General features: G+C 61.6%; 18 protein-coding genes and 1 tRNA gene. 2 read left to right on the forward strand and 17 right to left on the reverse strand.

Annotated elements, in window-relative coordinates; all coding sequences use genetic code 11:
* Positions 1–3: 3 nt before the first annotated feature.
* A complete protein-coding gene (locus DK254_RS11430; protein ID WP_109933866.1) occupies positions 4–894 on the reverse strand; it encodes a helix-turn-helix transcriptional regulator in 891 nt (296 codons plus the stop codon).
* Positions 895–1,117: 223 nt separating this feature from the next.
* Complete coding sequence (locus tag DK254_RS11435; RefSeq protein WP_109933867.1) at positions 1,118–3,187, reverse strand: TonB-dependent receptor; 2,070 nt, start codon at positions 3,185–3,187, stop codon at positions 1,118–1,120.
* A gap of 388 nt (positions 3,188–3,575) precedes the next feature.
* Here DK254_RS11435 and DK254_RS11440 point away from each other — a divergent pair.
* Positions 3,576–3,649 (forward strand) — tRNA-Cys (locus DK254_RS11440).
* Between the two features lie 99 nt (positions 3,650–3,748).
* Here the strand turns inward: DK254_RS11440 and DK254_RS11445 are convergent.
* From DK254_RS11445 to DK254_RS11465, 6 genes are all read right to left on the reverse strand, one after another.
* Positions 3,749–4,798, reverse strand: a complete 1,050-nt coding sequence (locus DK254_RS11445; RefSeq protein ID WP_109931386.1) for a tyrosine-type recombinase/integrase — start codon at positions 4,796–4,798, stop codon at positions 3,749–3,751.
* On the reverse strand, positions 4,795–5,034 hold the full coding sequence (locus DK254_RS11450) for a DUF4224 domain-containing protein (protein ID WP_109931388.1): 240 nt from the start codon (positions 5,032–5,034) through the stop codon (positions 4,795–4,797). Before DK254_RS11450 ends, DK254_RS11445 begins: the two co-directional genes overlap by 4 nt.
* 74 nt (positions 5,035–5,108) lie before the next feature.
* A complete protein-coding gene (locus DK254_RS11455) occupies positions 5,109–5,606 on the reverse strand; it encodes a DUF1643 domain-containing protein (protein ID WP_109931390.1) in 498 nt (165 codons plus the stop codon).
* Positions 5,587–5,757: a hypothetical protein gene (locus tag DK254_RS34125; RefSeq protein ID WP_158546376.1), complete on the reverse strand. Its 171-nt coding sequence runs from the start codon at positions 5,755–5,757 to the stop codon at positions 5,587–5,589. Before DK254_RS34125 ends, DK254_RS11455 begins: the two co-directional genes overlap by 20 nt.
* Positions 5,754–6,974 (reverse strand): hypothetical protein, encoded by a 1,221-nt coding sequence (locus DK254_RS34755; RefSeq protein ID WP_256595761.1) that lies wholly within the window; start codon positions 6,972–6,974, stop codon positions 5,754–5,756. The genes DK254_RS34125 and DK254_RS34755 overlap by 4 nt, the downstream gene beginning before the upstream one ends.
* Entirely contained in the window at positions 6,971–7,189 is a 219-nt protein-coding gene (locus DK254_RS11465) for a hypothetical protein (RefSeq protein ID WP_089394781.1), read from the reverse strand. The genes DK254_RS34755 and DK254_RS11465 overlap by 4 nt, the downstream gene beginning before the upstream one ends.
* An 88-nt stretch (positions 7,190–7,277) precedes the next feature.
* On the opposite strand from DK254_RS11465, the gene DK254_RS11470 reads away from it, so the two are divergent.
* Positions 7,278–7,658, forward strand: a complete 381-nt coding sequence (locus DK254_RS11470) for a hypothetical protein (protein WP_109931392.1) — start codon at positions 7,278–7,280, stop codon at positions 7,656–7,658.
* On the opposite strand, the gene DK254_RS11475 is transcribed toward DK254_RS11470, so the two are convergent.
* The 9 genes from DK254_RS11475 to DK254_RS11510 all read right to left on the reverse strand — a co-directional run bounded on the left by DK254_RS11475 (position 7,655) and on the right by DK254_RS11510 (position 12,893).
* A complete protein-coding gene (locus tag DK254_RS11475) occupies positions 7,655–8,524 on the reverse strand; it encodes a hypothetical protein (RefSeq protein ID WP_109931394.1) in 870 nt (289 codons plus the stop codon). The genes DK254_RS11470 and DK254_RS11475 overlap by 4 nt on opposite strands.
* A gap of 52 nt (positions 8,525–8,576) precedes the next feature.
* Positions 8,577–8,759: a hypothetical protein gene (locus tag DK254_RS11480; RefSeq protein WP_109931396.1), complete on the reverse strand. Its 183-nt coding sequence runs from the start codon at positions 8,757–8,759 to the stop codon at positions 8,577–8,579.
* A complete protein-coding gene (locus DK254_RS11485; protein ID WP_146219530.1) occupies positions 8,749–9,309 on the reverse strand; it encodes a hypothetical protein in 561 nt (186 codons plus the stop codon). Before DK254_RS11485 ends, DK254_RS11480 begins: the two co-directional genes overlap by 11 nt.
* Positions 9,306–10,409 carry an AAA family ATPase gene (locus tag DK254_RS11490; RefSeq protein ID WP_109931400.1) on the reverse strand — a complete coding sequence of 368 codons (1,104 nt, stop codon included), beginning with the start codon at positions 10,407–10,409 and terminating at the stop codon, positions 9,306–9,308. Before DK254_RS11490 ends, DK254_RS11485 begins: the two co-directional genes overlap by 4 nt.
* A 46-nt stretch (positions 10,410–10,455) precedes the next feature.
* Positions 10,456–10,764, reverse strand: coding sequence for a hypothetical protein (locus tag DK254_RS11495; RefSeq protein ID WP_109931402.1), 309 nt, complete (start codon positions 10,762–10,764; stop codon positions 10,456–10,458).
* 147 nt (positions 10,765–10,911) lie between these two features.
* Positions 10,912–11,067: a hypothetical protein gene (locus DK254_RS34345; protein ID WP_177411994.1), complete on the reverse strand. Its 156-nt coding sequence runs from the start codon at positions 11,065–11,067 to the stop codon at positions 10,912–10,914.
* 2 nt (positions 11,068–11,069) lie between these two features.
* Positions 11,070–11,291, reverse strand: a complete 222-nt coding sequence (locus DK254_RS11500) for a hypothetical protein (RefSeq protein WP_109931404.1) — start codon at positions 11,289–11,291, stop codon at positions 11,070–11,072.
* Positions 11,292–11,397: 106 nt separating this feature from the next.
* The gene (locus DK254_RS11505; protein ID WP_109931406.1) at positions 11,398–11,799 is read right to left on the reverse strand and encodes a hypothetical protein; all 402 of its coding nucleotides are present in this window, start codon (positions 11,797–11,799) and stop codon (positions 11,398–11,400) included.
* Complete coding sequence (locus DK254_RS11510) at positions 11,796–12,893, reverse strand: RNA-directed DNA polymerase (RefSeq protein ID WP_109931408.1); 1,098 nt, start codon at positions 12,891–12,893, stop codon at positions 11,796–11,798. Before DK254_RS11510 ends, DK254_RS11505 begins: the two co-directional genes overlap by 4 nt.
* Positions 12,894–13,122: the final 229 nt, after the last annotated feature.

A 13,122-nucleotide genomic window follows, 5' to 3' on the forward strand; every position in this document is an offset into this window, starting at 1 on the left:
GCGTTATTCCAGCGCGCCTTTGCGGGCATCGCGGGGCAGTACCCCGTACTGTTTGCGAAAGGCTGCGCTGAAGTGGCTGATATTGCTGTAGCCGAGCATCGATGCGGTATCGGTGACGCCATGCTGCTGCAGCAACTGTCGGGCCTTGCCCATGCGCTCACGCTGGAACAGCGCGTAGATGCTGGTATCGAACAGGGCCTTGAAGCCGCGCTTGAGCTTGAGCTGGTTGAGCCCGATTTCCCGTGCCAGTTGCTCGATGGTGGGGGGCGCGCTGAGGTCCATCAGCAAGCGCTCGCGGGCGGCAAGCAGCAGCCGCTGTTCACGCTTGGATACCCGTTCCCCCAGGTCCTGCGGGGTACAGGCCTTGAGGTGCCAGGCGAGAAACTCCAGGGTGGCCGAATGCACCAGCAACGGTAAGGCGGTCTCGTCGCCCAGCAGGCGTTCCAGGCGCAGCGCCGCGTCCTTGATCCTCTGGTTGCCGTGGCTGACCTGCAGGTAGAAGCTGCGTTCGATGCTGTCCCCCAGGCGTTGGTAATCGTCGCCGGCCAGTTCGTGCAGGCGTTGCGGGGTGATGCGCAGTTCGAGGTTACGGTGGGCCGGCGCAAACTCCAGCTCGAAACGCTCGGCCGGAGCAAAGCTGGCCATCAGCTGGTTCTGGCCCAGGCGCAGGCCCCTCTGCCCGGTGCGGACGTCGACGTCGCCGTTGAGCATGCAACTGAAGTGCAGGTGCGAACTGTCGTCGATGGTGCTGATACTCAGGTTGCGGGTGGCATCGAAAGACACCAGGGAGACTTCCAGGCCCGGCTGCAAAACCTGGGTGAGCACGTGGCAGCCAGGCGGGCCGGCCTTGGGCGTTGCCGTGTCGAAAAAGGTGGAAGCGCGAAGCTGGTACATGGTCGTCCTCGCGGGCCTGCGCCCAGGTGGGCTGGGCATAGGGAGAGGGCTCGCAGGTCTCCCTGCTTATGGCGGTGGAACGAATCCATTCGCTATGGGGCTCGGAGATCCCTGCGAGCGTTCAAGATGGACTCCATGTTATTGCCAATGATTATCATTTTCAAGTTTGATGCCCGCATCCGGGCGCCGTTTCTGCAGCTTCGGTCACACTTCGACAAGAGGCTCAGAACTCCATGCCCACGCGCATTCCCACTGTCCTCGGCTGGCCAGCGATGACCATGTCGTTGGCCATGGCGCGGGTGTAGTAGGTGGCGTCGCTGAGGTTCTTGCCGAACAGGCCGATGCTCCACTGCCTGAGGCGGTAGTCGAGGTTGGCGTCCCACAGGGTGTAGGCGTCGTTTTCGATGTTGGCGCTGGGGTACAGGTTCGATTCGCCCTGGCGGGTCAGGCCGGTGCCGAAGGTGATGCGGTCGGTGGCGGCCCAGTCCATGGACACCCCGAAACTGTGCCTGGGGGTACTGGGGAACTGCTTGCCGGCGTAGTCCACCGAGCCGCGGCTGTAGTCGTCGAACTCCGCTTCGACAAAGCTGGCGTAGGCGTTGAGTTGCACCGATGCCAGCGGGAAAAGCGTGGCGGTCAGTTCCACCCCCTTGTTGTGGGACTTGCCGGCGTTGCTGGTGAAGGTCTGGCCGCCGACATCTTCGACGATCACCTGCTGGTCGCGCAGGCGGGTGTAGAACAGGTTCGCACCCGCTTGCCAAAGATTGTCCGGGGCGCGATAGCGGTAGCCCAACTCGACGTAGTTGCCGTATTCCGGATCATAGGCATTGCCCGCCGCGGCGGCACCCGTGGCATAGGTGTTGAATCCCGAGGCCTTGTAGCCGCGGGCCAGCACCAGGTAGCTGAAGTGCTGGTCGCTGGGGCTGTATTCCAGGCTCAGGCGCGGCAGGGCCACGGTTTCGTTGACCTTGCGGTCGTCGAAGGCTTCCAGGCTGTCGAACGGGGTATCCGGCACGCCGTCGCCGTTGCTGTCGAACAGGCCGCTCTGGTGGCTGCTCCAGTCCATACTGCGACGGTTGTGCTCCAGGCGCAGGCCGGCGGCCAGGCGCCAGTCCGGCTGGAAGCGCCAGCCCAGCTCACCGAAAGCCGCCGCGGTGTCGCCGGTGACCTTGGCTTTGGTATCGCTCAGGTAGTACGGGCTCAGGTCGAAGGTGTAGGGCGCGTCCCGGCGTACATGGGAGAGGAAGCCGCCCACCAGCCAGTCCCATTTTCCCCGTTCGCCGTTCAGGCGGGCCTCGGCACTGTACTGGCGGGTCTCCATGTCGTAGCCAGCCTCGCCGCCAAAAATCGATTCGGGCAACCAGTAGTCCCACTCGGTCCGATTGGCGCCGAGGTTGACCACCAACTGCGTGTCGTCGGCGTAACGCTTGCGGTATTCACCGCTGAACAGGGTATATGCGGTGTCGTTTCTGCCGGTGTCGGTGGCGTTGGATTCGTGCTTCCTGGCCAACTCGCGGGGGGCGAAGTAGTCGTTGTCGCCATGGGTGTTCATCTGGTGCAGGGCAAAGCGCCATTCACCACCGTCATCGTCCAGGTGCAACAGCTTGATACGGCCGAAACCGCTGTTCCAGCCAGCGCTGTCGTGACGCCCGAGGGTCGGGTTGGCCACCATGCCGTCACTCTGCTCGCCGCCGGCGCTGAGCCGCAACGCGGTATTCCCGGAAAGCGGCAGGTTGCCGGCGAACTCGGCGCGCTGCCGGTTGTGACTGCCGTATTCGAGCTTGAGCTTGCCGCCGGCATCGAACTCCGGGTCGCGGGTACGCAGGGCTACCAGGCCACCCATGCTGTTCTGGCCATAGAGCGTGTTTTGCGGGCCGCGCAGCACCTCGATCTGCTCCAGGTCGTAGAGCTGGCCGAGGACCATGCCGTTCATCGGCACACCATCGATGTACACGCTGTTGCTGATGCTGTCGCCTTCGTCGTCGGAGAAACCCAGGCCGCGGATGGTCAACGACGGTGTGTGCTGGGTGAAGGTGCTGAAATACACGTTGGGCAGGCGCTGGGCCACGTCACCCAGCGTGTCCAGGTGGCTGTCCGCGAGCTTTTCCCCGCTCACCACGCTGACGCTGTTGGCGGTGTTGAACTCCGGGGTGTCCTGCTTGGTGGCGGTGATGACGGTGGCATCCAACTCCCTGGGGGCGGAATCGGCCGCCTGGGCGGTTTGCAGCAACGGCAGGGGACCGCAGAACAGAAGGAGGCAGCGGGCAGACTGGAAGAGGGGAGTGCGAGCCATGGAATTCACGCCTGAATGAGATAGGTGTGAATGATACGAATTCACATTTGCACCACTACCCGATTCAGGTCGCGAAAACCCCGATTGCAGTGTAAGTAACGGTTGGCTGTGCTCCTTTGCAACTGACAGGATTGCGAAGGGAAGGTGAAGCAGTCCGTGTTCGGGCTTGCATCACGAGACCTGATGGACTTGCTTCCTCTCCTGCCGCCAGCCGGGTCATGAAGAAATTTAATCTCAGGTGTTGCCAGTCTTGTCCCATTAGTCCATAATCCCGGCCATCGAAAGCGCAGGGCGATGAAAACTCTGTGTAATCAATAGGTTAGAGCTTGAAAGAGAGCCGGACCTAACAGAATTGCAGCGAATCGCAACGCGGTTTGCCAGGTTCAAAGGCTGAGTAGCAGAGTGGTTATGCAGCGGATTGCAAATCCGTGAACGCCGGTTCGATTCCGACCTCAGCCTCCAACATGAAAGCCCCGTAGATCAAGGTCTACGGGGCTTTTTATTTGCGCTCCAGATAGCCACGCGAAACGGTATGTTCTGGTACGCGTTCCAGAATCTTTCCTATTTCGCCGGCTTCGCAACAGCACCCACTCGGCGATAAACCCGCTCTGTAATTCCCTCCTTCGAGTGCCCCAGCAGTACGCTCGCGTCGGCCACATCCCGGATTTCGCTCGCCGCCTTTGGTCGGATGTCGCGGAACTGGAATTGCCGGATACGCACTGCAAGATCGGGCTCACCATTCGCCTCCGCTTCACTGGCCGCTTTTGACCTGGCCTCATCCCACCGATTCCTGAGCATTGGCCAGGACACCCGCTTGCCGTTCCGGCTCAGCACCAGGAACGGCGACAGCAGTCCATCATTCCCTTGTTCTATACGCTTCAGCAGCTTCCCGAGCGAGTTCTGCTCGCCATCGACTTCGACCTGGATGCGCAGGCGCTTGCCGGTCTTTCCCTGAGTGACCAGCAGATAGCCGTCGACAATGTCATCCTTGCGCATCCCGAGCACGTCGGCAGGGCGCTGGCCAGTCAGGTAGGCCAGGTCCATGGCGTCTCGCAACTCATGGCAGGCCTGCGCATAGACCGCCTTCCAGACCGTGTCGTTGGCGTAGTAGTCCCTGGGTTTCTCCTTGTTCTTTCGCACTCCAAGGCAAGGATTGGCCTGCTGGCACAGCCCCCATTCCCTGGCGGTGTTGAAGACGTGGCTGAGCAGGGCGATTTCCCGGTTTGCCCGAGTCTTGGCCTCCCTGGCGTCTCGATACTGCGCGATCATCGACGGAGTGATGTCCTCGATGGCCATCTCATCGAATGCTCGGCGCAGGCGCTTCATCTCCGACTTGTTGTCCGCCTGGGTGCGCGCGGCCTTCTTGGGGATGATATCCCGCTCATACCGGTCGAAGATTGATCGCATCAGCGTTGCCTCTCCCGGGATAGCTGTGGATTCAAGCTCCGCCCATTTCCGCCGGGCTTCGTTCAGGTCGGCGCCAAGCGGGATGTCCTTGCCGTCAGGCGTGCGGTAGTAGTACCTGGTCCAGACCTTACCGTTCTTGCGCTTGCGGTTGCGCTGGTAGACGTTGATGGGGAGGTGTCGGTTCTCTGGTTTGCGGGGTCTCATTCGTTGATCCGTGAGAAGTCAGGGCCGCGCTTGGGCTTGGGCGGCGGAGCAGAATCTACCTGCGGCGGGACTATCCCGAGCTTCATCCGGGCATAGAGGCGCCCAACCAGCGGACGCTTTCCGCGGCTCTCGACATAAACCCAGTGGTGACTATCAAGCCAGCGTCGCTGCCAGGCTCTGACCTTGTAGCCGGTGATCTCGGCCAGTTCCTCATCGGAAAGGATTTCGCTTTCCATGGGCAATACCTCATCGCGCCGGCTGACTGATGCTGGCCGGCGATGTTGGAGTGGGGTGGTGCTGAATGGGGGGGTTAGCGCTGGAGCGGTGCTGACGGCTGCCACTCGACCAGCGGCTGGTCCCGCTTGATGTAGAGCGGGTGCTTCGGGCTGCCGTCCTGATTGGCGCCGAGGCACCACAGGCGCGCACCGGCGGCCTGCAGGAGGTTCACCACTGCGGCGACTCGCTCCGGCCTCGCGTGCGAGCCCCAGGCGCAGACGATGTCGCCGTACTCGGCGGCCAGCGCAGCCAGGTGCCGGTCGTTCTCCGGCCCGACCGGATCGGCGCACCTCCATAGTTCCCGGGGATCCGTTGCCCGGTACGCGTAGAGGTTGGCCACGGCCAGGCCGGCACAGTCCCAGGCGGTGGCGAAGCCGATGCAGCGGCGTATCGTCGGATCGTCCAGGGTGGCGTCGGCGGTGCTCGGGTTGAGCATGACGAACAGCGCACCGGGCTTCTCGGCCAGCAGCAGACCGGTCTCGCGGGTGAGCAGGTAGCGGTACAGGCCGCAGTCACTGATGATCGCGTCCATCCCGGCCTCCCTTCTTCCGGAGGTCACGCTTCAGGGCGGTGACCTCGTTCTGCAGTTCGTTCCAGTCTGGATCGTTTCGGGAGTAGCTGGGGCTGCGCTTCATCAGCCGCTCCAGCCATTCGGTGATGCGCAGCAGGATGCGGTAGATCACGCTTCACCTTCTGCCGGCTGAGGCGCGGCGGCTCGGTCCAGGCGCTCTATCTCAGCCAACGCCAGCGCGCAGGCCTTGATCAGATCGCGGCGCGCGGTGGTCGGCTTCCACCACTGCTGGTCCCACGGCCAGGCCAGCGAAACCAGCAGAGCTGCGGTTTTATCATCCGCCGCGCTGGAGCCGGCCAGGGCGTAGCAGGCGGCGGCGCGGGCCATCTGGCCGTGGTCGTGCTCGTTGTCGTGCTCCGGCGTCCAGCCCTCGGCCGCCACCTGGCGGCGCCGCTCGGCCTGCACGTCGAGCCAGGCCTGGGGCACCTGCCCAGCCTGGGCGACCGGGGCGGCGTAGAGCTTCACCACGTCACCGCCGTGATCGCTGATCTGTGAAAGGGCATCGCCTTCGGTGTTGTACAGGCGGGAGTAGTCCGGATCGTCGCAGTCGGCGAAGTAGTAGAACGGCTTCTGCTTCTCCAACTCGGCGAGCCTGGCTTGGGCGGTGTCGCGCTCTGCCTCCAGCTTGCTGATCGCCGTGGTGACGTTCATGTAGCCCTTGCCGGTGACCAACTCCCACACTTCGTCGTACAGCTCGGCCTTGTAGCGCAGGGAGCCGACGATGCGGTCATGCTGGACGCTCAGTTCATCCAGGCCATTGCGGACGATGAGCGCGGATTCGGCAATGTCCTCCATGTGCCCGAGAGCACTTCCGCCGGCTTCGTATACGCTGGCCGCCTCTTCTACTCGCTGCCGAATCTTCTCGGCATGGCGGCGATATGGATTGAAGTCCACGACTCCCGGCTGCTCCAGTTCCGGCGCCAGGGCAGCGCGGGCCTCCATCAGTTCGTGGTTCTGGCTGAGCAGGGTTGCTGCTAGGTTGCGGCGCTGCCCTTCGATAGCGTCCTTGTGCTCGCGCTCTTGCTCTGCCAGGTACTGCCAGTGCTCAGCAGGTGTCCATGGCGACGGAATCACCACGGCGCCGACGGAGATGCCTTCAGGCATTGGCAGGGCATTCAGCTCGGCGGCGTGCTTCTCGGCGTCTTCGCGGTTGAACGCTGCATACAGGTCGTCAGGCCCTTGTGCATGGATCGCCCACAACTCCCCCTGCGCGCCCTCTGCCTGCTTCCGCACAGATGCCGCAATTTCCTCGCATGCATCGGCCCAGGCATCCCCCTCCAGGTTCTGCAGCCAGTCGCAGGCGTCGCTCTTCTCTTGTTCCTTGCTCATACTTTCGTCCTCGTGTGCTTGGCGATGAACTCAGCAGCCTCTGTGCTCAGCTGCTGGCCGCCGATTCCGTTGGTGAGGTGGGATTTCATGCGCCGGATCAGGTCCAGGGCCTGCTGGTGGAACAGAGCTTCAGCAAGCTGCGCCTGGTAATGCGCGTGCGGGTTCGCGATCAGCTCGGTGATACCGCGCTGAACGGCTGATTCGTCGAGGGGCATGGAAGTTACCTCGCGCCGTAGTGGCGCAATGGCATGGAGTGGGGTAGGTTCGGATGGCCCGGCATAGGGCCGGATCAAGGAGAAATGGGTGGCAGTGAAGGAACCGACTGATCCAGAGCTTCAGACAAGCCTCTTCATCGCATATGGATTGCTCGTCATAGCATTCATCAGCCCTATGCTGGCGCTTATGTTGCCGATGCCGCCATTCAAAGGGCTTGAGCTTGGCGGTTGGTTTAGTCGGAGCGGGGCGGTCACGACTGTGTTTGCCCTCCTGGCTGAGTCTGTGCTTATTAGGGCGAAGCTCTCCATCACACCAGTTGGGTGGGGGTGGGGCGGCCTCCAAGAGCAACGAGATCGGTTTATTCCGAAATTCAATGCGCCGGAGCTAACGGTGTTCTGCCTGACGATCGTGGGGACCTTGATATGGGCCTACGGGGACCTGCCGTTCACCTGGCTAAGCCAGGACTAGTCGCCGCACATGCAGTCGATCAGGTCTTCCGTTTCGGAAAAGTCTAGGTCGAGCGGTATCTGCCGCCTTAGTTGGTCTGCCATCCAAGCCAAGGCGCGGTAGTTGGGTCGGTCCTGGCGGAAGACTTGGCCCGAGCGATCCTCGGCCTCGATCCACCACTTGGCGCATTGCGGGTTTTCCACGATAGCGCGGATGATCTTCTCGGGCTTTTTCAGGAAGCAGAGGTCGCAATTGCCAAGGTCGGAATCGATACCGAGGTCGAACAACTGGCGCGCCCAAAAGCTGTTCACGTCCGCCTTGAGCACCCCTGCGTGGTACATGGGGGTGACGTTTTCCCAGCGGTTGGAGCCTTTCTCGTTGGCCGCCATCATCCGGTGGTACCGCTTCGGCTCGTCAGCTCGGATGCCGATGATCGCGTCCCAGGAACTGTGGCCGAGGACGTCACGCATCCACCAGGTGGCCGCCTTGATCTTCATCCGATCTGTGCACATTCGATTGGCGGGGTTGGGAAGAATTGGCGGCTCTTCTTTCTCTTCGCGGCGGTAGTCGGCGTAGTAACGGAGCATGAGATCGAATGGCTCGCCATTCCGTGACGCGGACTCGTAGGTGACTTCCTTCCAGCTCAGGCCTTGACCATAAACGCCGTCGAACTCCAGCCAGGTGATCGGCACTCCCCAGTGAAGCTGGCACTCGCGGATGAAGTCGAGCGTTTCCGGCCGTTCCTTTCCAGTATTCTGGAATGTCACGTGCACGTCACTGGGTAACTGTCCGCCGTGCCCTTCCAGGATGTGGTAGAGCATGAAGCCTGACGATCTCCCGCCGCTGAAACCGATCTGTGCCGGTCCAGTAATGTGATATGGGTTCATGGCTTTCTCCAGACAAAGCTCCGCCGCGGTGCAGCGGAGGGCGTGTGGATGGTTATCGGGGAAGGCGAGGCGCGGAAAGGCCGTTGATCTCAACCTGCCGCACCCGCTTGCGCAGCCAGTCGGCATTCACGCCTAGGCCGCTTGCGATGTGCTGCCAGTCGTATCCGGAGCAGTGGAGTTCGTAGGCCAGGGCCAGCTCGGAGTTACCGAGCCGGCCGTAGGGCTCACTGCTCATGACGGGCTCGCTGGATCTGATATTCATCGATGATCCGTAGGACCGTGGTGGTGGAGGTCTCGGCCCGCGTGGCGATTTGGGCGATAGTCAGGCTTTCTGCACAGAGCTTCCGGATAACCGGTGCGAGCTTGGATCGCCTAAGCTTCCCGGCGTCCACGCATGCATTACGGGCCTTCTCGCCGATCACACGCTGCTGAGCAGTGGAGTGCCGAATCTCGATACCGTGCTCAGCCGCGATACGCTTGATGCGGCTGGAGTCCATGCGTAGGTCCATCTTCATGGCAGTGATGCCGGCTCCATTCTCAGCCAGCTCGCGAATCCTACGTACCGCCGCAGCCACTCGGTTCTCTTCCGGGCTGGAGAGACTGCTACCGGAAAGGATCAGGTCATTGCGGTTCCACTGGTACGGCTGGTCTAGACGCTGTTCGATTCCCGGGATGACGTGAATTTCGCCACCCGCCGCCAGGTACTGCTCAACCTGGCCGGCCAGTTGCTCCCGCCGATCTTCCAGAGGATGACGTGTGCGGTAGTCGATGGGGATCATGCTCATGCCGCGTCGTCCTGGGCCGCTTGCGGCTCCTGATAGGCTTCCGCATTGCCAGGCTCAACCCACTGGTATTCCACGCCTTCCAGGCGCTGCCAGAGGGCATTGCGGGCCGTGCTGACGGCTGCGAAGTCGAAGGTCTTGATGCGCTCCCAGCTACGGGTGTTGAAGGCGAACTCCAGCATGTCGCCCTTGGCCTTCTTGGCATCGTTACTGGTGCCGCCGTGGTGCTTGTTCAGCAGCTCCACAATCTCGTCCAGGGCGATTTCCTTCATGCGCCTCTCTTTCTGCCAGCGTGGTTCGCCGTCTTCTTCGAACAGTTCAGCGTTGTCCCGAGTGGTGTCGACGCCCATGTGCTGGCCGCCGAGGTTCAGGTACTCAATGTGCGGCAGGAAGTCCTTGAAGGAGGGGTTGGCGAACTGCTTGCCGTCGATCTTGGTGCTGCGGTCCTTCAGAACCGTGGCGGTGCGCCAGACCTGCGGAGGGCTGGTGGTGATGTCCATCTGCTTCTCCATCAGGATCAGGATTGACGGCTCGTAACCGGTCTCGCCCTCGGCCTTCATCTTCACGCCGGTCTTTTCGAGGTTCTTCTTGCCGTCTTCACCTTCGAAGAAATCGTACTCGTAGCCGGCACGGCCGCACAGGATGATGTGGCAGTTGCTGTTCACGTAGCGGTCGGTGAAGCGGCGCCATTCCTGTTTCAGCCACGCCCAGTCACTGAATTCCAGGCCACGCTTGCGACCGCGGCGCTTGGCATACTCATCGCAGAGGCCGGTCCAGAAATGGCTGATGGAGTCGATCAGCAAGAAGGCGCCCTCAGCCTCGGCCTCGTCGATGGCGGTCAGCAGGTCCACGAATGCGCGAGTCTTGGCTACGAACAGCGGAATGCCAGCAGCGTCGAAGCGCGGCTTTACCCAGTCAGAGCCGGTTTCGGTGTCGAGGAACATCACTGGCTTGTCGCCACCCGGCAGGCTCTTGGCTCGCATGTGCTCGACCATGCCGATGGCGATCTCGGTCGCGGTGAAGGTCTTGCCGTCACCGGCGAAACCCATGATGCCGGCCTTCAGGTAGGCCTGGGTGTTCTCAGCTTTCTTGAAGAGTTTCATGCGTACAGGTCCTTTGCCGCGCGGCGCGCAGCTGGTAGAGGGATGGTTACTGGCCGGTGGCTTTGGCGATGGCGGCTCTGGCATAGAGGATTTCCGATTCAAAGGCGATCGAATCATCCTCTCCGAGATCCAAAAGATGCTCGGCAATGCAGAGCTTCTTCTCAGCATCGATCAGCGCCTCCAGCAGATCAGGCGCAGCAGCGATCAGGCGCGCATTGGCTTCCTGCTGCTCTTGTCTTTCGGTAGGCCCGCAAGCTGCGACTTCTTGTAGAAGGCCGCCGCCAATGCGAGCCTCAACGTACTTGGTGTAGCGTTCATGCCCATTGACGAACCACGGGCCAGGCGTATGGCTCATGCTGTTCTCCAGGTAGAAGGGAGGGGAAGGCGCTTACGGCGCCACTCGGCCAAGTCGTCCGGGCGTAGAAAAGGGCGCTCCGGGCCTTGGCTGCCTGGGTTTTTCACACCTGGCACTATCCGGCTGATCCAGTCGCAGATATCCGGTTTACCGGCCCGCTGCGCTCGGGTGCGTGATTGGGTACTGAGGCGACTCGATGCTGTACCGCCCCGTGATGGAGTCAGCGAACTCGATGGCCTTGAAGAACAGGAGCATGGCGACGATGGCGAGGATCAGGCCGTTGCGGAGGGCTTTTCTGAGCATGGCTATTCCTCCTTCCGATAGAAGCCAAGGCGATTCAGGGCTGCCTCAAGGTCGTAGCCGGTGGCGTCTTTGTCGACCTCGCCAAGCAGCATCACGACGAACTTCTTGCCGCGTTCTGGCTTGAAACCGAAGGTGAATTTCTGCCCGGTTTCTTCGCCCCAGCCGATCTTCGTGAAGCTGTTGACGAAAGTAGCGTCGCCGTCGAAAAGCTGAACTCCGTTCATGGCGTCACCATCCCCACAAAAGCCCAGGCGAAGGCCAGAACGCTGCCCACGAAAAAGGCCGCGAAGATGATGGTCTTGGCGGCCTTGGTCAGGTCGATGGTGATTGTCATGCCGCCTCCTGCGCTGCTACGTACAGCCGGTAGATCTCGTCTTCCTTCGCGCTCACCAGGTCTCCAGCGATATCGCGCACCTTGTCGTTGCCGATGAAGCAGCGCATGAGCCGCTTGGCTTCGCTCAGGTTGTTGGCTTCGAGCGCGACGATGAGCTGGCCGAGGTTGCATTCGTGGTCACTCGGAATCGCGTCCTCGGCGGCCTTCTGGAGCTTGATGGCGAGCACGTCGGCCTCCAGCACCTTCTTGCCGGCCACCCTGACGAATCCCTTGTTGATCAGGTCATCGACGCAGACGAAGTGGAGGTTTTCCCATTCGCTGCTCTCAGACCAGGAAGGTGAATCGTCAGGAAGCATCGCGTCATACGCCGCCTGGGCGCGTTGGAGTTTGGCGTTCATGGCTTCCTCCTGGGAGAGAAGGTTTTCGTCAGCGCAGCATCGACTGAGAAGCCTCTGCGGAGCAGGGCTCGGGCGACTACGGCGCGGTATTTGTGGGAATGGCTGGCCTGGCGGAACAGGCCGAGGTAACTGTTGGCGAGCGTGCGTATGTCTTCATCGGGCGCCGCAGCGATTCTCCTGTGAGCCTCGGCAACCGTTCGCGAGCGAGTGGTGCGGCACCAGGGTTTGATGACGTGACCGACGAAGTCCACACCCCGATCTACCGGCTGAAGAATCGTTTTCGAAGGATTGAGCCGGGCGCCCAGGGTTGGCAGGAAGGCCTCGATCTCTGCCTTCCAGGCGTTCAGTTGTTGCGGTGATTCGTGCAGCAGCACCATATCGTCGACATACCGGATGTAGTGCTTGGCGCGAATCTGGTGCTTCACGAACTTGTCGAGATCGTTGAGGTAGATGTTCGCGAAGAACTGGCTGCTGAGGTTGCCGATGGGCAGCCCGAGATGCGCCGGCTGCGCGGTCAAGCGCTTGTGCTGCGGCACTTCGCGGAACAGGTGCTTAGGGCTCCGCGTCTCGTAGTCGGTGCGCGGGTCGTGCCAGAGGATCTGCAAGGCCAGCGACTGCCACCATGGATCGTCAATCAGACGGGCGATCTGGTCGTTCAGTACGCGCTTGTCGATCGAGACGAAAAAATTAGCCAAATCCAGCTTCATTCCGAAGCATGGACGGCTCCAGTTCTGCGTCACGCTCCGTATCTTGCTTTCGAGCCGCTCGGCGGCGTACAGGGTGCCGCGGCCGGGAATGCAGGCGCAGCTGTCGACGATGAAGGTAGCTTCGATTCGCGCACCGACGTGGTTGTACAGCAGGTGATGCACGATGCGATCGCGAAAGTCGGCAGCCCATACCTCTCTTGCCTTGGGCCGCGTCACCACGAAGCAAATCGACTTGCCAGGGGTGTAGGTTCCGGCCTGAAGGTCTTCGTACAGGCCGACCAGGTTCTCTTCCAGGCTTTCCGCGAACTTCAGCGCGCTGGTCGTATTGCTCTTGCGCCGACGGCAGTCGTAGTAGGCCTGAACCAGATCTTCGAAAGGAAACATCATCGCAACTCCTGATTCTGCGGACGGGGCGGACGCGGAAGCTGTTGTTCTTGTTGTTGATGTTCGTGTTGCCGTCGTTGAAGTTCACGTTGAAGGCGTTGTTGGAGGAGTACTGCGACCTATCTCGCTATCTACGTCGCCCAGCCGATTGCTCAGCCGAGAAACTGCGCCGGACCGTTCCAGTCGTTCCTGATGGTTTCCGTGGTGCGCATGGCGGTGCCCGAAGGCAGCG

Source organism: Pseudomonas sp. RW407, from assembly GCF_003176655.1.
Classification (GTDB): domain Bacteria; phylum Pseudomonadota; class Gammaproteobacteria; order Pseudomonadales; family Pseudomonadaceae; genus Pseudomonas; species Pseudomonas delhiensis.